Annotated in this window: 15 protein-coding genes; 11 read left to right on the top strand and 4 right to left on the bottom strand. The window is 71.3% G+C overall.

What is annotated here, in order from left to right; genetic code table 11:
• Positions 1-4: 4 nt before the first annotated feature.
• Genes C7C45_RS32510 through C7C45_RS32520 form a run of 3 tightly spaced genes read left to right on the top strand, consistent with a single transcriptional unit; the run spans position 5 to position 2,693 of the window.
• Entirely contained in the window at positions 5-700 is a 696-nt protein-coding gene (locus tag C7C45_RS32510; RefSeq protein WP_110568694.1) for a response regulator transcription factor, read from the top strand.
• Positions 697-2,154, top strand: a complete 1,458-nt coding sequence (locus tag C7C45_RS32515) for a sensor histidine kinase (RefSeq protein WP_110568696.1) — start codon at positions 697-699, stop codon at positions 2,152-2,154. The genes C7C45_RS32510 and C7C45_RS32515 overlap by 4 nt, the downstream gene beginning before the upstream one ends.
• The gene (locus C7C45_RS32520) at positions 2,151-2,693 is read left to right on the top strand and encodes a hypothetical protein (RefSeq protein ID WP_110568698.1); all 543 of its coding nucleotides are present in this window, start codon (positions 2,151-2,153) and stop codon (positions 2,691-2,693) included. Before C7C45_RS32515 ends, C7C45_RS32520 begins: the two co-directional genes overlap by 4 nt.
• Positions 2,694-2,711: 18 nt before the next feature.
• Here the strand turns inward: C7C45_RS32520 and C7C45_RS32525 are convergent, their stop codons facing one another.
• Genes C7C45_RS32525 through C7C45_RS32535 form a run of 3 tightly spaced genes read right to left on the bottom strand, consistent with a single transcriptional unit; the run spans position 2,712 to position 6,018 of the window.
• Positions 2,712-3,734, bottom strand: coding sequence for a D-alanine--D-alanine ligase family protein (locus tag C7C45_RS32525; protein ID WP_110568700.1), 1,023 nt, complete (start codon positions 3,732-3,734; stop codon positions 2,712-2,714).
• The gene (alr, locus tag C7C45_RS32530) at positions 3,731-4,873 is read right to left on the bottom strand and encodes an alanine racemase (protein WP_110568702.1); all 1,143 of its coding nucleotides are present in this window, start codon (positions 4,871-4,873) and stop codon (positions 3,731-3,733) included. Before alr ends, C7C45_RS32525 begins: the two co-directional genes overlap by 4 nt.
• Positions 4,870-6,018, bottom strand: a complete 1,149-nt coding sequence (locus C7C45_RS32535) for an acyltransferase family protein (RefSeq protein WP_110568704.1) — start codon at positions 6,016-6,018, stop codon at positions 4,870-4,872. The genes alr and C7C45_RS32535 overlap by 4 nt, the downstream gene beginning before the upstream one ends.
• 150 nt (positions 6,019-6,168) lie before the next feature.
• Between C7C45_RS32535 and C7C45_RS32540 the strand changes: the two genes are divergently transcribed.
• Both C7C45_RS32540 and C7C45_RS32545 read left to right on the top strand, forming a co-directional pair.
• Positions 6,169-7,044, top strand: coding sequence for an LLM class F420-dependent oxidoreductase (locus C7C45_RS32540; RefSeq protein WP_110568718.1), 876 nt, complete (start codon positions 6,169-6,171; stop codon positions 7,042-7,044).
• Positions 7,045-7,298: 254 nt separating this feature from the next.
• Positions 7,299-9,275 carry a serine/threonine protein kinase gene (locus C7C45_RS32545; protein ID WP_244200690.1) on the top strand — a complete coding sequence of 659 codons (1,977 nt, stop codon included), beginning with the start codon at positions 7,299-7,301 and terminating at the stop codon, positions 9,273-9,275.
• 70 nt (positions 9,276-9,345) lie between these two features.
• Here C7C45_RS32545 and C7C45_RS32550 read toward each other — a convergent pair whose 3' ends face one another.
• Positions 9,346-11,607, bottom strand: coding sequence for a catalase (locus C7C45_RS32550; RefSeq protein ID WP_110568708.1), 2,262 nt, complete (start codon positions 11,605-11,607; stop codon positions 9,346-9,348).
• Positions 11,608-11,792: 185 nt separating this feature from the next.
• Here C7C45_RS32550 and C7C45_RS32555 point away from each other — a divergent pair, with 185 nt between their 5' ends.
• From C7C45_RS32555 to C7C45_RS32580, 6 genes are all read left to right on the top strand, one after another.
• Positions 11,793-12,683, top strand: a complete 891-nt coding sequence (locus C7C45_RS32555) for an alpha/beta hydrolase family protein (RefSeq protein WP_110568720.1) — start codon at positions 11,793-11,795, stop codon at positions 12,681-12,683.
• Between the two features lie 139 nt (positions 12,684-12,822).
• Positions 12,823-13,608, top strand: a complete 786-nt coding sequence (locus tag C7C45_RS32560; RefSeq protein ID WP_110568710.1) for an ABC transporter ATP-binding protein — start codon at positions 12,823-12,825, stop codon at positions 13,606-13,608.
• Positions 13,605-14,327: an ABC transporter ATP-binding protein gene (locus C7C45_RS32565; RefSeq protein ID WP_110568712.1), complete on the top strand. Its 723-nt coding sequence runs from the start codon at positions 13,605-13,607 to the stop codon at positions 14,325-14,327. The genes C7C45_RS32560 and C7C45_RS32565 overlap by 4 nt, the downstream gene beginning before the upstream one ends.
• A gap of 30 nt (positions 14,328-14,357) precedes the next feature.
• On the top strand, positions 14,358-15,236 hold the full coding sequence (locus C7C45_RS32570; protein WP_110568714.1) for a branched-chain amino acid ABC transporter permease: 879 nt from the start codon (positions 14,358-14,360) through the stop codon (positions 15,234-15,236).
• Positions 15,233-16,333: a branched-chain amino acid ABC transporter permease gene (locus tag C7C45_RS32575; RefSeq protein WP_110568716.1), complete on the top strand. Its 1,101-nt coding sequence runs from the start codon at positions 15,233-15,235 to the stop codon at positions 16,331-16,333. The genes C7C45_RS32570 and C7C45_RS32575 overlap by 4 nt, the downstream gene beginning before the upstream one ends.
• Before the next feature lie 83 nt (positions 16,334-16,416).
• Positions 16,417-17,703 (top strand): ABC transporter substrate-binding protein, encoded by a 1,287-nt coding sequence (locus tag C7C45_RS32580; RefSeq protein ID WP_110568722.1) that lies wholly within the window; start codon positions 16,417-16,419, stop codon positions 17,701-17,703.
• Positions 17,704-17,733 lie beyond the last annotated feature (30 nt).

Consider the following 17,733-nt stretch of genomic DNA (forward strand, 5'->3'; position numbering starts at 1 on the left):
CGACATGTCCCAGGTCCTGCTGATCGAAGACCACCAGACGGTGCGCGACGGGCTGCAGTTGGCGCTCACCCGACAGGGCCACACGGTGCATGCGGTGGAGACGGGTGAGCAGGGGTTGGAGTGGCTGCGCACCACGGCGTCCGATGTCGTGGTCCTCGACCTCATGCTGCCCGGGATGGACGGGTTCGAGGTCTGCCGCCGAATTCGGCAGCTCGGCGACCTGCCGATCATCATGCTCACCGCCCGCAACGACGACATGGACGTGGTGGCGGGCCTGGAGGCCGGCGCCGACGACTACGTGGTCAAGCCCGTACAGGCCCGGGTGCTCGAGGCGCGCATCCGGGCGGTGCTCCGACGGACCGCTGGCGAGTCGCGGCGTACCGGTGGTGAACGGGCCGGCCTGGAACAGCACGGCGCGTTGGCCATCGACCGGGCCGCGCTGGTGGTCAGCAAGGACGGGACTCCGGTGAGTCTCGCCCCGACGGAGCTGCGCCTGCTCCTGGAGCTCTCGCACACGCCAGGCCAGGTGCTCAGCCGTCAGCAACTGCTGGAAGCCGTGTGGGAGCACGGTTACCTCGGCGACTCGCGACTCGTGGACGCGTGCGTCCAGCGGCTGCGCGCCAAGATCGAGGCCGATTCCTCGGCGCCGGTCTTCATCCAGACCGTGCGTGGTTTCGGATACCGGTTCGGGCCGCTGTGACACCGTGGCGCTGGGCCGGCGCCCGGGTCCTGGGCCTGCGGGTCCGGCTGCTCCTGACCTTCGCGTTGCTGGGGGTGACGACCACGGCGGCCGTGGCCAGCGGCAGCTACATCCAGGCCCGGACCGTCATCCTGCAGCAGGCCCAGGACGCCGCGGTCGCGTCGCTCACCGACCAACTCACGAAGGTCTACCCGATCGCCCAGCTCCCGCCGACCCAGGGCGAGCTCGACAATCTGGCCCAACGCCTCTCCGACCGGGAAGGCTTCGCGGTGGTCATCTACCGGGACCTGCGGGCGCAGGGCTCCGACTCGCCCGAGCTGCTCACCCCCGAGCTGCGCCAGAACGTCGGCGACGGCCGGATCGCCTGGCAACGTGTCTCATTCGAGGGCGAACCCGTTCTGCTCATCGGCACCCAGCTGAAGTTCGCGCGGCCCGACGGCACGTCCCGGTCGTCCGGGCTGGAGGTCTACTCGGTGCGCAGCCTGGTGGCCGAGCAGCAGAGCATCGACCGGCTCGCCAGCCTGGCGTGGCTGACCGGCGGGCTGTCGTTGCTCCTCGCCGTCCTGTTGGCCCTGCTGGCGGCCCGTGGTGTGCTGCGACCCGTCCGGGACCTGGGCCGGGCGGCACGCCGCCTCGGCGAGGGCGACCTGAGCACCCGGCTGACGGTTCGGGGCGCCGACGAGTTGGCCGATGTGGCGCGGACCTTCAACGACACCGCGGGGACGCTGGAACGACAGGTCGGTGAGCTGCGGCGGATGGAGTCCGACGCCCGACGCTTCGTGGCCGACGTCTCGCACGAGCTCCGTACGCCGTTGGCGGCGATGACGGCGGTCACCGACGTGCTCGACGAGGAGGCGGGCCACCTGGCCGGGGATGCGGGCCGAGCCGCCCGCCTGGTCAGCCAGGAGACGCAGAACCTCACCCAGCTGGTCAACGACCTCATCGAGGTCAGCAGGTTCGACTCCGGCACCGCGCGGCTGGCCCTGGATGACGTGGACGTGGCCGCGGCGGTGACCGCGACCCTGCGGATCCGGGGTTGGCTCGATCGGGTACGAACGGAGCTGCCACCCGGAGTCGTGGCCCGGCTCGACCCCCGTCGGTTGGACGTCATCGTCGCCAACCTGGTCGGCAACGCCTTCCGGCACGGCGCGGAGCCGGTGTCCGTGCGCCTGAGCGCCGACCCGGACTGGGTCACCATCGAGGTCAGCGACCAGGGGCCGGGACTGGACCCGGAGGTGCTGCCGCACGTCTTCGACCGCTTCTACAAGGCCGACACCGCGCGAACCCGCTCCGAGGGCAGTGGTTTCGGCCTCGCCATCGCCTGGGAGAACGCGCGCCTGCACCGCCATGGCGATCGACGGGGGAGCCTCGTCGCGGGCCACCGCCCCGGTGGTGGCGCGGTGTTCACCCTCCGCCTGCCCCGGGACCCGGCGGACGCCGGAGGTGACCGGTGACCGGCCGACGGACGGGCCGCGCGCTGCTCGCCGGTGGGCTGCTCCTCACGCTGCTCGTGGCCGGTTGTGGGGTACGGCCCAGCCGCGTCATCACCGGTCGCTCTGCGGTCAGTGGCCCGTCGCAGGGCACCGGGCTCTACCTGCTCGCGCAGGGCGAACTCGTGCTGGTCCTCCGCCCGGCCACGGCGGGCGCGTCACCCGCCACGGCGGGTGCATTGCCCGCCACGGCGGACGCGTCGCCCGCCAACGCGCTCGCCCTGCTCGTGGCCGGCCCGGACGAGGACGAACGCGGCCAGGGTTTCACCAGCGAGGTGCCGGTCGGGATCGACCCGGTCACGGTGACGGCGGGCGCCGATCGATCCGGCCTCACCGTGCGGACGACCGGTGCGGCACTGTCGTTGTCGGCGCACGCGGCGGACCAGATCATCTGCACGGTGGCCGACGCCGCAGCCCAGGTCGACCTGGCGTTCAGTTTCAGCCCGGTCACCATCGTCGGGCCGGACGGCGCCCGACCGCCTCGGCCATGTCCGATCAAGTGACCGGGCGGGGGCACCGCCTCACACCGCGTTGACCGCTCGTCCCTGCCGGGGCAGGCCGCTGTAGCGGGCCCGGTCCCGGTCGGCCAGCGCGCCGGCGATCAGGATGTCGATCAGGGCGGGGAACCCGAGGCCAGCCGTCTGCCAGATCTGGGGGAACTGCGAGGCGGCGGTGAACCCGGGGAAGGTGTTGACCTCGTTCACGATGGGCTCGGGCGACCCCTCCGCGGGCAGGAAGAAGTCGACCCGGAGCAGCCCACGGCAGTCCAGCGCGCGGAAGGCGCGGATCGCGCGGTCCTGGAGCACCTCGGTGGTCGCCGCGTCGAGCGGGGCGGGGATCTGGAAGACCGCCCCGCCGTCGTACTTCGCGTCGTAGTCGAAGAAGCCGGCACCGGTCACCCGGATCTCCAGCGGCGGGCCGGCCTGCACCCGGCCGTCCGGGTGCTGGAGGACCGCCACGTCGATCTCACGCCCCCGCGCCCCCTGCTCGACAAGCACCTTCGGGTCGACCTGGCGGGCCTGATCCAGCGCGGCGGGAACTCCCGCCCAGTCGGTCACCTTGACGACGCCGAGGCTGGAACCGGCGCGAGCCGGCTTGACGAAGACCGGCAGCTCCAGCCGTCGCCGGTCCTCGGGCGTCAACTCCTCGTCGGCCCGCAGCGTCACCCCGGGGCTGACCCGCAGGCCCTCCGCGGCGAGCAGCCGTTTGGTGACACCCTTGTCCATGCCGGCGGCGCTGGCGAAGACACCGTTGCCGACGTACGGCACGCCGAGCCACTCCAGCAGCGACGCCACGGTGCCGTCCTCGCCGTACGGGCCGTGCAGGGCCGGGAACACCACATCCTGGGTACGCAGGACACGCAGCGCCTGGGGGAGGGGCAGCGGGCGGCCGTCGACATGCCACCCGCCGTCACGGTCGATGAGCACCTCGGTGACCTGGTACCGCTCACGGTCCAGGTGGGCGAGGATGCTCGCCGCCGAGCGGCAGGACACCTCGTGCTCGCCGCTCTGCCCGCCGTACAGCACTGCCAGTCGGGTCGTCATGAAATCCGTGCCCTTTCGTGGAGGTGGTCGCGGGCCACCCGGGGCCCGATGCCGGTCAAGATCTCGTGCGGGTTGGTGTCCGCCCAGCGGGCCCACTCGACGACCGTGGGTGGGTTCTGGTCACCCTCGCCGGGGCCGAACACCACGACCGGGTCACCGATCGTCACGGGAAGGTCCCCGGCGTCGACCACGCACTGGTCCATGGCGATACGCCCGACGATCGGGCACCGCCGGCCGCCGAGCCACACCGCGGCGCGGCCGCCCGTGACGCGGGGCAGCCCGTCGGCGTAGCCGAGCGGCAGCAGCGCCAGCGTCGTCGGAGCGTCGGTCACGTGTTCGGGACCGTAGGAGACGCCCGTGCCGGCGGGCACCCGCTTGACGTTGACCACGCTCGTACGCAGCGTCATCGCGGCCTGCAGCCCGAACTCACCCGGACCGCTCGCGCCGAACGGGTCGACGCCGTACAGCGCGATCCCGATCCGGCAGAGGTCGAAGCGGGTCCGGGGTGCGGACAGCGCGGCCGCCGAGTTGGCCAGGTGCACCAGATCCGGGTCGAGGCCGGCCGAGCGCGCGATCCGCAGCGCCTCCTCGAAGGTCGCCACCTGCCGGTTCAACTCGGGGGTGCCGGGCAGGTCCGCGTCGATGAGGTGGGACCACACGCCGCGCACCCGGATCCCGCCCTCCCGCTCGTACTTGCGGGCCCAACCGACCAATTCGGGCCAGTCGTCCCCGGCTGCCCCGTTGCGGGACAACCCGGTGTCCGCCTTGAGCTGCACCATCGCCGGTACGCCGAGCAGGTGGGCCGCGTCGACGACGGAGTGCAGGTGCGTCGTCGTCGACACGCCGACGTCGACGCCAGCGTTGATCAACTTACCGAAGTCGTCGGTCGGCCGGTGCAGCCAGCTCAACGTGGGCGCGGTCACACCCGCGGCGCGCAGCGTCAGCGCCTCTGCCGCCGAGGTCACTCCCAACCACGTGGCACCGGCGCGCAGCGCGGCACGGGCCACCTGCACCGCGCCGTGGCCGAACCCGTCAGCCTTCACCACAGCCATCAGGTCGGTGCCGGTGACCGACGTGATCGCCCGTACGTTGCCGGCGATGGCCTCAAGGTCGACCACCGCCTCGGCCAGGGTGTTCATCCGGCCGCCTCCACCCTGCGGGAGCCGGGCAGCGCGAACAGCCAACGTGCCCGCACCGCCAACAACCCGCGGTGGATGCCCAGGCTCAGGGCGATCACCAGCCCGGTCAGCAGAACCGGATAACCGAGCACGATCAGGCCCTGAGCGGGCCGGCCCAGCCCGGAAACCGGTACGAGCAAGAGCCGGTGCAGCAGAGCCAGGACCGGCATGTGGATGACGTAGATCGGCAGTGTGATGCGGCCGAGCCTAGCCAGCGGATCGCTGAGGACGGCCAACCGGGCCACCCGGGCAGCGGCAGTTATGCCGAAGATCACTGCCACGACGGAGACTGCCGGCCACACGCCGAACCACTCCTGGGCGCCGGCCAGCGCCATCGCGGCGAGCGCGAGAACGTAGGCGCCCGAGGTCAACACGAGACGACGTCGGCTGGCGGTGGCCGCCCACCGGTGGATCTGCGGTCGCAGGTAGAGGCCGGCGAGGAAGAAGATCAGGTTCTGGTAGAGGCCAGCGCGGTTGCCCGGGGTGTCGAGCAGGCCGGCGGCGGCGACCGCGGACAGCACCGCGGCGGGTACGAGGACGAGCACCCGGGGCACCCGACGGGTGGCCTTGGCGATGGTGAAGTACAGCGCCAGGGCGTACAGGTACCAGAGGTTGGACGGCGTGATGGTGAGCTGCTCCAGCAGGCCGAGGGGAGAGGTGGCGCGGTCGGTCGGCAACTCCGGAGCGGCGGCGAGGATCGCGGTGTGGATCAGCAGCCAGACGGCGTACAGGTAGAGGAACCCGGCGATGCGGCTGCGGGCGACGACCCGCCAGGGCCGCTGGGCGGCGTTCGCCGCGAAGACGCCCGAGATGGTGAAGAACAGCGGCATCCGCAGCGGTAGGAACTGCTCACCCAGCGTTCCCCACAGCCCCGGCACCGGCACCCCGACGTGCCAGTCGAACTGCAGGTAGTCCTTGACGACGACGTGCCACAGGACGACGAGGATGATGCAGAAGCCCTTCGCGGCATCGGCCCATTCCGCCCGCTGGGACCGTTGCCCGGCGGGTGTGGTTCCGGTCCGATAGCGGTGCCGGAACCGGACACGCGACGCGTCAGGTTCGTTTTCGACGGGCCGAAACTCGGTGGACGACAGCTCTTGGATCACCCGACAGAAGCTGCCAGCCGGATATCCGCGCGTGATCCACGAATTGTCATGAACCGGTAATGGACGCGGCCGGGCCCCGGCGGACAGGCCTCGCCGACCAGCGCGCCGCAGACCCCGGAGGCCATTAGGCTCGATCCGGAGGTGCCGAACATGAAGCTCGGGCTGCACTACTGGAGTTACTCGACCCCCGCCGACCCGGCCGCGATCGCGCCGACCCTGGCCCAGGCGGCGACCATCGCCGACCAGGCCGGTGTCGCCTCGTTCACGGTGATGGACCACTTCTTCCAGATGGAAGCGGTGGCCTCGGCCGAGGAGCCGATGCTGGAGGCGTACACGACGTTGGGCTACGTGGCGGCGAAGACTCAGCGGATGACGCTTGGTGTGCTGGTCACGGGAGTGATGTACCGCTACCCGGGTCTGCTCGCCAAGACCGTGACGACCCTCGACGTGCTCTCCGGCGGACGTGCCCGCCTCGGCATCGGCGCGTCCTGGTACGAGCGGGAGCAGCGCGGCCTCGGCGTGCCGGTGGTCCCGATGGCCGAGCGGTTCGAGCGGCTGGAGGAGACGCTGCGCATCTGCCTGCAGATGTGGGGCGACGACAACGGGCCGTTCGACGGGCGGCACTACCAGCTCACCGAGACGATCAACTCGCCGCAGCCGATGAGCCGTCCACGTCCGCCCATCATGATCGGCGGCGGCGGCGAGAAGAAGACTCTGCTGCTGGTGGCCCGGTATGCCGACGCGTGCAATCTGTTCGGCAGCGACAAGGGCGCCGACGAGGTGGCACGCAAGCTGGACGTGCTGCGTGGGCACTGCGCCACCGAGGGCCGTGACTACGACGCCATCGAGAAGACCGTGGTCGCCTCGCGGTCGCCACTGAACGACACCGACGGGTTCCTCGCCGAGGTGTCCGACTACGCCGCGCTCGGTGTGACCGAGGTACAGGTCACGCCGGATCGGCACCCGGTGGAGTTCGCGTCTCGGCTCGGTGACGAGGTACTGCCCCGGTTGGCCGAAATCGGCTGATCACTGTCGCGCCCGTGCGGGCGGCCACTGTGCACAAAGAACCATTCCCGATGTGCCATCGGTGCGCCCGCACTGGCTCGGGCCCCCGGAAACAATGTGCCCGGAAGGAAATGACCTGGATCACCTGGCGGCCCTTCTCTGCCCACCAAAAATTGCGCGTGTGGCGGGCCGGGTAGCCTCTCCGGGTGCCACAGATGTTACCGCTTCTAGTTACCGATCGGTATGAAGTCTTGGAGATCCTCGGCCAAGGCGGAATGGGTCGAGTGTGGAAGGCCCGCGACCGAATGCTGCAGCGGGACGTCGCTATCAAGGAAATCGTTCCACCACCCGGTCTCACCGATCAGGCGCGACAGGAACTGCGGATCCGGTCACTTCGGGAGGCCCGGGCGATCGCGCAACTCGACCACGCCAACGTCGTTCGGGTCTTCGACGTGCTGCTGGGCGCCGACGGTGATCCGCAGATCGTCATGGAGTACGTGCCCTCCCGTTCGCTGCACGACATCATCACCACCGACGGCCCCGTCCCACCGGTGCGGGCAGCCGCCATCGGGCTGGCCGTGCTCGGCGCGCTCCGCGCCGCCCACCGCGCCGGGATCATGCACCGCGACGTGAAACCGGCAAACATCCTCGTCGGCGCGGACGGACGGATCGTGCTCACCGACTTCGGCCTGGCCACCGCCGTCGAGGACGTGAACCTGACCCTGACCGGTGTGGTGCTCGGATCGCCCGCGTACGTGTCTCCCGAGCGGGCCATGCGCGGCACCGTGGGCCCGGAAGGGGACCTCTGGTCGCTCGGCGCGACCCTGTACGCCGCGGTCGAGGGCCAGTCACCGTACGCCCGCCCGTCCAGCCTGATGAGCCTCACCGCGCTGGTCACCGAACCACCGCCGACGGCGCGGCACGCCGGACCGCTCGCACCGGTGCTGGCCGGCCTGCTGTGCAAGGAACCGGCCGAACGGTTGGACGCCGAGACCGCCGAGCAGTTGCTCCGTGCGGCGCTCGACGGCACGCCGAGGCCCGTCGCGGTGACGCGGCGTCCGGTGCCCGCCGCGCCCCGGTCGCCGGCGGAGATCGGGGTGCGCCCGATCGGCGTGCACGACGTACCCTCGCCGTCGGCCGGAACCGCGGCGGACGGTGCCGGTCCGGGGGCGGCCCACCGACGGCGAACCCTGCTCTTCGGCGGCGTCGCGGCTCTGACCGCGCTCGGCCTGGCGATCGGGATCCCGCTGGCCAACCGCCGCCAGTCCGGTGCGACGGGCAGCGGGGCCCAGCTGGTGGACGCCGCCGCTACCGGTGTGCCGCCGACGCCGGGCGCCGCACCGACCACCGGTACGCTCCCGCCGAACTCGTGGTCGGTCTACCGGGACGACAGCGGCTTCACGGTGCCGGCCCCGCGCGCCTGGCAGGTCGTCCGGCATGGCCGGCAGGTCGAGTTCCACGAGCCGGACGGCGACCGGATGCTCGTTGTCAGCGAGACCGACTCGCCTCGTAGCGATCCGATGGCCGAGCTGAGCAGCCCTGCGGTCGGCGAGCGGTACCGCGACTACCGTCGGGTCGAGCTGCTCGCCGTCAACTACCACCTCAAGGCCGCCGACCTGGAATGGTCCTTCCGCAGCGACGCGGGCACGGCGATGCATGCCCGACAGCGCACCTTCACGACGGCGAAGCGGAAGGGCTACAGCATCGGCTGGTTGACGCCCGAGGCCGCCTGGCCGGCGGGAGCGGAGGCGTTCCGGGTGGTCACCGCGGGCTTCCGGCCGGCGTCGATGACGGGCGGAGCCACCCCGAGCGCCACGCCCGACCCTCGCCGGTCGTCGACGCCGAGCGCGCCGCCCGCACAGGCCGGCCACCAGCTCGTCGGGGTGGCGAGCAACAGGTGCCTGGACATCTCGGCGCCGGACTCACCGGACCCGGTCCGGCTCCGGCTCTTTGACTGCCGGGACGACCGCGCCCGCAACCAGCTCTGGGCGATGCGACCGGACGGGAGCGTGCAGTTGGGCGGGCGCTGCCTGGACGTGCTCGGCGCGTCCAGCGACGCCGGGGCGGCCATCCAGCTCACCACCTGCAACACGACCCCGGCGCAGCAGTTCACCCTGAACGAGGCTCGCCAGCTGGTCAACACGCACAGCGGATTGTGCCTGGGCGCGGTCGGTCAGAGCACCGCGAACGGGGCGTTGATCGAGCAGCGCGGTTGCAGCGCCAGCAGCCATCTGCAGTGGACCAGGAAATAGCAGCATGACGTGCGACGAGGGCTGCCCTCCCGGCGGAGCGGAGGACAGCCCTCGGCGCTGACCGGTGGGGTCAGGCGACCGACGCCGGGAACCGTTCCCACACCCGGTGCGCGGCCAGCAACTGCTGTACCGCCGTCAGGGCCTCGGCACCGGAGCTCGCCGTGACGACGCCGGGGGTGCCGGCCACCCCGGCCTGCTCCAGCACGGTGCCGCCGGCGCCCCAGGCGCCGATCGCCTTGGCGTGCCGCCAGCACTCCTCGACGAGGAGCAGCACGCGGGGGTCCACGGCTGCCGGGCCCGCCCTACCCGCCTTGTCGTCGCGGGCCGGAACCGCATCCGGTGCGGGGGCTGGCGCTCCGGCCAGCAGGACCGCGTCGAACTCGACCGACCGGCCGGTGGCGAAGGTGCGCTGCACCGGCAGGTCCGCCACCATGCCGCCGTGCGGGGCGATCAGCAGCGGCACCATGCCGGCCTCGAACACGGCCCGCCGGACCTCGTCGACGTCATCAAGGTCGCCGTCGGGGTCGACGACGATCCCGACCGTACGGCCGTCACTCGGCCACTCCCCGCCGACCTGCGACAGCGCCGGACTGGGTGTGACGTCGGCGAGCGGCACGGTCGGCTGCGGCGCGGGCAGGCCCAGGCCGGTGGCGACCTGCTCGCACAGCACCGGGTCGATGTTGGCCAGGCTCTGCAACTGGCGTTCCTTGATCGCCTGGTGGTAGCACTTGCCGAGCTCGAAGGTGTACGCCCGGATGATGTGTTCCTTCTCGACCGGCGACATGCTCAGCCAGAACAGGCGTACCTGGCTGTAGTGGTCGTCGAACGAGGCCGGGTTCGCCCGTACCTTCGGTGCCTGCGCGACAGTGACCGGCACGTCGACGAAGGCGTGCTCGGCGTCGCCGGCGGGGAACGGGTTGCCGCCGTCGAGCGAGTTCGGTCGGTACGGCGCGACGCCCGCGTGCACGGCGTGCTGGTGGAAACCGTCGCGCAGCATGTCGTTCACCGCGGCGTGTGGGCGGTTGATCGGAATCTGCGAGAAGTTCGGCCCGCCCAGGCGGGTGAGCTGCGTGTCGACGTACGAGAAGAGTCGGCCCTGCAACAGCGGGTCGTTCGTGACGTCGATGCCCGGGGGCAGGTGACCGAGGTGGAAGGCGACCTGTTCGGTCTCGGCGAAGAAGTTCGTCGGGGTCCGGTTGAGCACCAGCCGCCCGATCGGCTGCACCTCTGCCAACTCCTCCGGCACGATCTTCGTCGGGTCCAGCAGGTCGATGCCGGCGAAGGTCTCCTCGGGAGTGTCCGGAAAGACCTGGATGCCCAGCTCCCACTCGGGGTACGCGCCGGCCTCGATGGCGTCGTAGAGGTCGCGGCGGTGGAAGTCCGGGTCCATGCCGCCGAGCAGCTGAGCCTCCTCCCAGGTCAGCGAGTGCACGCCGAGCTTCGGCTTCCAGTGGAACTTGGCCAGCACCGTCTCCCCGGCCTCGTTGACGAGGCGGAAGGTGTGCACGCCGAACCCCTCCATCGTCCGGTACGAACGCGGGATGCCCCGGTCGGACATGTTCCAGATGGTGTGGTGCTGCGCCTCGGTGTGCAGCGACACGAAGTCCCAGAAGGTGTCGTGTGCGCTCTGCGCCTGTGGGATCTCCCGGTCCGGGTGCGGTTTGCCGGCGTGGATGATGTCCGGGAACTTGATGGCGTCCTGGATGAAGAACACCGGCATGTTGTTGCCGACCAGGTCGAACGTGCCCTCGTCGGTGTAGAACTTCGTGGCGAAGCCACGGGTGTCGCGGACCGTGTCGGCCGAACCCCGCGAACCGAGCACGGTGGAGAACCGGACGAAGACCTCGGTCTCGCGCCCCTTCTTGAGGAAGCCGGCCCGGGTGACCGCCTCGGCGGTGCCGTACGCGGTGAAGACGCCGTGCGCGCCGGCGCCGCGGGCGTGCACCACGCGCTCCGGAATGCGTTCGTGGTCGAAGTGCGTGATCTTCTCGCGTAGGTGGTGGTCCTGCAGGAGCACCGGGCCGCGCGGGCCGGCCTTGAGCGAGTGGTCCGTGTCGCGCAGCCGGGCCCCCTGCGCGGTTGTCAGGTAGGCGCCCTGCTGACCGTTCGCGGTGGCCGGCGCACCGGTCTCGGCGCCGGTCGGCGTACGCGTCTGCGGTGCCCCCTGTTCCGGCTTCGGCGGCAGCGGGCCGTGCGGGGTCGTCGGCTCCTCGACGGTCGGTGGCGCGCTTCCCGGCGCGCCGGGGACCTCCGGGGTCAGGGCCTCGGCGATCTTTCCTGAGGCGGTCTTCACGGCGTTCTTGACCGCCTCGGCGGGCTTGCTTGAATCCACTGAAGGAACCTCTCCATGGCGCGTGGGTGGGCCGGCGCCTGCCCTGCTACCCCTGGTCAGGGGGTCGAAACACAACTGCTCTCGGCGTCCTCGGCCGGGACTGGTGATTTCACCGATGTGTGGATCGGCGGAGAGGGTCGAAACTGACGTACGTCGATATCCCTCGACTTTAGGGAGTGCCCGACGTGTCGTCACCAACCACCACCCGTCCCCGTTCCGCCCTCGCCCGGCTCGCGCTGGCCGCCACCCTCGTCGCCGGCGTCGTCCTGGCCGGACCGACCGGCGCCGCGCAGGCCGCGAGCCCGTACGAGCGGGGCCCGGACCCCACCACCGCGATCCTGGAGGCCAGTCGCGGTCCCTTCGCCACGTCCTCACAGAGCGTGTCGTCGCTGAGCGTCACCGGCTTCGGCGGCGGCGTCATCTACTACCCGACCAGCACCAGCGAGGGCACCTTCGGGGCCGTCGCCATCTCGCCCGGCTACACCGCGGCCTGGTCCAGCATCAGTTGGCTGGGACCGCGGATCGCCTCGCACGGCTTCGTGGTGATCGGCATCGAGACCAACACCCGGCTGGACCAGCCGGACAGCCGGGGTCGCCAGCTGCTCGCCGCGCTGGACTACCTCACCCAGCGCAGCTCGGTCCGCACCCGGATCGACAGCAGTCGACTCGCGGTGGCCGGTCACTCGATGGGTGGCGGGGGCACCCTGGAGGCGGCCTCGTCGCGGCCGTCGTTGCAGGCCGCAGTGCCGCTCGCGCCGTGGAACACCGACAAGAGCTGGTCCGAGCTGCGGGTGCCCACGCTGATCATCGGCGGGGAGAGTGACACCGTCGCGCCGGTCTCGACGCACTCGGTGCCGTTCTACAACAGCATCCCGGCCTCCGCCGAGAAGGCGTACCTGGAGCTGAACGGGGCGAGCCACTTCTTCCCGCAGACGACGAACACGCCGACCGCACGGCAGATGGTGGCCTGGCTGAAGCGGTTCGTCGACGACGACACCCGCTACGAGCAGTTCCTCTGCCCCGGCCCGAGCGGCTCGCAGATCGAGGAGTACCGCAACACCTGCCCCAGCGCCTGACCGTGGTCGAAGGGGCGGTCGCCGCTGGCGACCGCCCCTTTCGCCGGTGCGGGGATCGGCATCGAAGGGTCTTGACGCGATACCCGAGAAACGTACACTGCGAGTGTAAATAACACCCGCCACGACAGAGGGATGGGTGATGGAGCGCGGCCTCGAACTGCACCACATCGGCGTCCGTTTCGGCGGCCTCACCGCCCTCGACGACGTCTCACTGCAGGTGCCACCCAACCAGGTGGTGGGCGTAATCGGGCCCAACGGCGCCGGCAAGACCACGCTCTTCAACGTGATCTGCGGTTTCGTCGCGCCCCAGACGGGTGCGCTCACCCTCGACGGCCGGCCGTTACGGCCACGGCCGCACCAGCTGACCCGGCTCGGCATCGCCCGGACCCTGCAGGGCACCGGGCTCTTCGCCGGGCTCACCGTGCTGGAGAACGTGATGACCGGTGCCGCACACACCGCCCATGCGGGCTTCGTCTCGGCGCTGCTCGGGCTGCCGGCCAGCGACCGCGACGAGCGCCGGCTGCGTCGACAAGCCCTGGACATCCTCGACGACCTGGGGATCGCCGACCACGCCGAGGCCGCCCCGACCACACTGCCCTTCGCCGTACGCCAGCGGGTCGCCCTGGCCCGCGCGCTCGCCGCCCGACCCCGGCTGCTCCTGCTCGACGAGCCCGCCGGTGGCCTCGGCGGCGACGACATCGCCGGGCTCGCCGAGCTGGTCCGCCAGTTGCCCCGGCGCGACACCGATCCCTGTGCCGTGCTCCTGGTCGAGCACCACATGGACCTGGTGATGGCCGTCTGCGACGACATCGTGGTGCTCGACTTCGGCCGGGTGATCGCCACCGGCGCTCCGGACACGATCCGCGACGACCCGGCGGTGACCGACGCCTACCTGGGTGCCGCAGTCGACAGTGACGTCGCATGAGCGCGCCGGACCTGCTCGTCGTGCGCGGGCTGGTCGCCGGTTACGGCGCCGCGCCCGTGCTGCAGGCCATCGACCTCACCGTCCCGGCCGGCACGATCGCCGCGGTCGTCGGCGCCAACGGCGCCGGCAAGACCACCCTGCTGCGCGCACTCTCCGGCATGATCCGCCCGGCGGCCGGCCAGGTGCTCCTCGCCGGCGACGAGCTGCGGGGTACGCCCGTGGAACAGCTCGTCCGGCGCGGCCTGGCGCACGTGCCGGAGGGGCGGGGCGTGATCAGCGAGTTGACGGTCGACGAGAACCTGCGGCTCGGCGGGTTGTGGCGGCGCGACCGGGCCGACGCCGGTCGTGCGCTCGACGAGGTCTACCAGCTCTTCGAGCCACTGGCCCGACGTCGCCGGCACCTCGGCCACCAGCTCTCCGGCGGTGAGCGGCAGATGCTCGCGCTCGGCCGGGCCCTGGTCGGCCGACCACGCCTGCTGCTGCTCGACGAGCCGTCGCTCGGCCTGGCGCCGCGGGTGGTCGCCCGGACCATGGCCCTGCTCCGTCAGTTGCGCGACAGCACCGGTCTGACCGTGTTGCTGGTCGAGCAGAACGTCCGCAGCGCACTCGCCGTCGCCGACCAGGGCGTGGTGATGTCCCTCGGCCGGGTGGTGATCGCCGCCCCGGCGGTGCAGCTGCGGGACGACGTCGACCTGCGCCACGCGTACCTCGGTTTCTGACCACCACCTCGTCCCCTGGAGGGAGGACTCTTGGACCGCTTCGTCTTCCTCACCGTCGACGGCCTGTCCCGGGGCGCGGTGTACGCCGCGTTCGCGCTGGCCCTGGTGCTCATCTGGCGGGCGGCGCGGGTCGTCAACTTCGCCCAGGGGGCGATGGCCGTCGCCGCCGCGTACGTCGCCTACACCGTCTCGACCACGACCGGCTCCTACTGGCTGGGCTTCGTGGTCGCGATCGTCGCCGGACTGCTGCTCGGGGCGCTGGTGGACCGCGTCGTGATGCGGCACGTCGACCACGCCTCGCCACTCAACCCGGTGATCGTCGCGCTCGGTCTGGTGCTGTTGATCCAGGCGGTGTTGGGCATGGTCTACGGCAACGAGTTCCGCCCCGCCGAGGCGCCGTTCAGTCGGTCCGCCCTCACCGTCGGCGGGGTCGCGGTGCTGTCGCCGTACGACCTGTTCGTCTTCGCCACGATCGGGGTGGTGGTGAGCGGCCTGGCCTGGCTGTTCGCCCGTACCCCGGTCGGGCTGCGGATGCGCGCGGCGGCCTTCGCTCCCGAGGTGTCCCGGCTGCTCGGGGTCAACGTCGGTGGCATGTTGACCCTCGGTTGGGCGCTCGCCTCCGGGGTGGGCGCGCTGGCCGCGATGCTGGTCATGCCGACCGAGTTGGGCCTGCATCCGCACGCGATGGACCTGGTGTTCGTCTCGGCGTTCACGGCGGCGGTGGTCGGCGGGCTGGACAGTCCACCGGGGGCGGTGGTCGGCGGCCTGGTGGTGGGTCTGCTGCTCTCCTACGTGAGCGGTTACGCCGGCAGCGACCTCACGCCGCTCGCGGTGCTGGTCCTGCTGTTGGCGGTGTTGCTGGTCCGGCCGGGTGGGCTGTTCGCCCCGGTCGCGGCGAGGCGGGTGTGAGCGCCACCAGGGCGGCCCTGCCGCCGAAGCGCCGGCCGGTCGAGGCCGATGACCGACCGGTCGACCGCCGATTCCACTCCACCCTGCTGCGCCACCTCGCGGTGGTGCTCGCCGCCGGGCTGCTGCTGGTCGCGGTCAGCTACGCCATCGAGCCGTTCCGCAACTTCCAGCTCGCCACGGTGGCCGCCTACCTCTGCGCGACCGCCGGGTTGACCGTCCTCACCGGGCTCAACGGTCAACTGTCGCTCGGGCACGGCGCGTTGATGGCGACCGGGGCGTACACCGTGGCGCTGTGTCAGAACGCGTTCGCCGACCGGGGAATGAGCGGTGGCTGGTTGTTGCCGCTCTCGCTCGGCGCGGCGATCGTCAGCACGGTCGCGGTCGGCGCGGTGGTCGGTGTGGCGGCAGCCCGGCTGCGCGGTCCCTACCTGGCCGGGGTCACCCTCGCCGTGGCCATCGTCGTGCCGGCGCTGGCCGTCACCTTCGACGGCGTGTTCAACGGCGAGCAGGGGCTGTCGGTGCCGGTGGAGCCGCCGCCGCTGTCGCTCGGCCCGTACTTCCCGTACGAGCGGTGGCAGCTCTGGCTCACCGGCGCGGCGACCCTGCTCGCCCTGCTGCTGCTGGCGAACCTGATTCGCAGCCGGTACGGGCGCTCCTTCCGGGCGGTCCGCGACGACGAGGTGGCGGCCCGCCTCGCCGGTATCCACGTGGCCCGCACCCAGGTCCTCGCATTCGTGGTCAGCGCCGCCACCGCCGGGCTCGGCGGGGCGTTGCTGGCGGTCCTCGCGCAGAGCGTCTCCCCGGGGGCGTTCTCGCTGACCCTGTCGCTGTTCCTGCTGATGGCCGTGGTGATCGGGGGGCTCGGTCGCCTCACCGGCGCGCTGTGGGGGGCCGTGCTGCTGGTCGCGCTGCCCGACCTCACCCACTCGGTGACCGAGCTGTTCACGCTCTCGCCCGCGGTGGCGCAGCGGCTGGAGGGAAACCTGCCGCTGGCGATCTTCGGGCTCACGTTGATCGTCGTCATGATCGCCGCACCTGGTGGCATCCAGGGACTGCTGTCCCGTCTTGGTCGGCGCCTGCGGGCCCGGCGTTCCTGAACTGCTCCGAGCCCGGCCCTGGTCGGGCGTTCCACCACCCACACCGTTCCCCCGAACCGGACCGAGAAAGGTCGGTGTTCTCCATGCACCGTTTGGCACAACGTGGTCTCGCGATCGCCAGCACTATCGCCCTGTTGGCCGCCGCCGCCGGTTGCAGCGGTGACGACGGCTCCGGTCCCGGCGGGGCATCGGTGCCGGGCGTCACCGACACCGAGATCGTCGTCGGCACCCACATGCCGCTCACCGGGCCGGCCTCGGCCGGCTACTCGAAGATCGCGCCGGCGACGAAGGCCTACTTCGACTACGTCAACGCCAACGGCGGTGTGCATGGTCGGAAGATCACCTACAAGATCATGGATGACGGCTACAACCCGGCGAACACTCAGCAGGTGGTCCGTCAGCTCGTCCTGCAGGACAAGGTCTTCGCCATCCTCAATGGTCTCGGGACGCCGACGCACACCGGGGTGCTCGACTTCCTCAAGAGCAACCGGGTGCCCGACCTCTTCGTCGCCTCCGGCAGCCGCAGCTGGGACCAGCCGGACAAGTATCCCGGCACGTTCGGGTTCAACCCGGACTACACGGTCGAGGGCAAGATCCTCGCCAACTACGCGAAGGCGAACCTGGCCGGTCAGAAGGTCTGCTTCCTCGGCCAGGACGACGACTTCGGCCGGGACAGCCTGGCCGGCGTGGAGAAGGTGCTCGGTGCCGGGGCGGTGGCGGTCAAGCAGACCTACGTCACCAGCAACACCAACGTCGCGCCGCAGATCGGCGCGTTCAAGGCAGCCGGATGCCAGGTCGTCGTGCTCGCCACCGTGCCCGGCTTCACCGCGCTGTCGATCGGCACCGCCGCGCGGCTGGGCTTCAAGCCACAGTGGCTGGTCTCCAACGTCGGCGCCGACCACCCGACCCTGGCCAAGCAGCTCGGCGCCGCCGCCCCGCTGCTGGAGGGCATGGTCGGCACCAACTACCTGCCGATGCAGAACGACACCGCGAACCCGTGGATCCAACTCTTCACGAAGATCAATAAAGAGCACAACGGGGACGCGCCGTTCGACGGCAACACCGTCTACGGCATGTCGGTCGGCTACCTCTTCGTGCAGACGTTGCTCGCCGCCGGCAAGGACCTCACCCGGGAGAAGGTGCTGGAGGCGGTGCAGAAGGGCGGCTTCCAGGGTCCCGGGCTGGCGCCGCTGCGCTTCTCCGTCAAGGACCACTCCGGCTACGGCGGCCAGCGGCTGAGCCGGGTGACCGGGGGAGTGCAGACCTACTTCGGGCCGGCGTACGAGACCGACGAGGCGGACGGGGCGGTCAACGAGTACACCGCCACGCCGGCCGCGCCACCGGCGAACGGGGTGCCGACCGGCTCCTGAACTCCCTACTCCGCGATCTGTGAGTGGGGT

The sequence above is a fragment of the Micromonospora arborensis genome, from assembly GCF_003205615.1.
Taxonomy (GTDB): domain Bacteria; phylum Actinomycetota; class Actinomycetes; order Mycobacteriales; family Micromonosporaceae; genus Micromonospora; species Micromonospora arborensis.

Coding starts and splice junctions, on each gene's coding strand:
- C7C45_RS32525 (WP_110568700.1), bottom strand. CDS start 3,734: ATGACGACCCGACTGGCAGTGCTGTACGGCGGGCAGAGCGGCGAGCAC.
- C7C45_RS32545 (WP_244200690.1), top strand. CDS start 7,299: ATGGGTCGAGTGTGGAAGGCCCGCGACCGAATGCTGCAGCGGGACGTC.
- C7C45_RS32510 (WP_110568694.1), top strand. CDS start 5: ATGTCCCAGGTCCTGCTGATCGAAGACCACCAGACGGTGCGCGACGGG.
- alr (WP_110568702.1), bottom strand. CDS start 4,873: ATGAACACCCTGGCCGAGGCGGTGGTCGACCTTGAGGCCATCGCCGGC.
- C7C45_RS32580 (WP_110568722.1), top strand. CDS start 16,417: ATGCACCGTTTGGCACAACGTGGTCTCGCGATCGCCAGCACTATCGCC.
- C7C45_RS32540 (WP_110568718.1), top strand. CDS start 6,169: ATGAAGCTCGGGCTGCACTACTGGAGTTACTCGACCCCCGCCGACCCG.
- C7C45_RS32560 (WP_110568710.1), top strand. CDS start 12,823: ATGGAGCGCGGCCTCGAACTGCACCACATCGGCGTCCGTTTCGGCGGC.
- C7C45_RS32565 (WP_110568712.1), top strand. CDS start 13,605: ATGAGCGCGCCGGACCTGCTCGTCGTGCGCGGGCTGGTCGCCGGTTAC.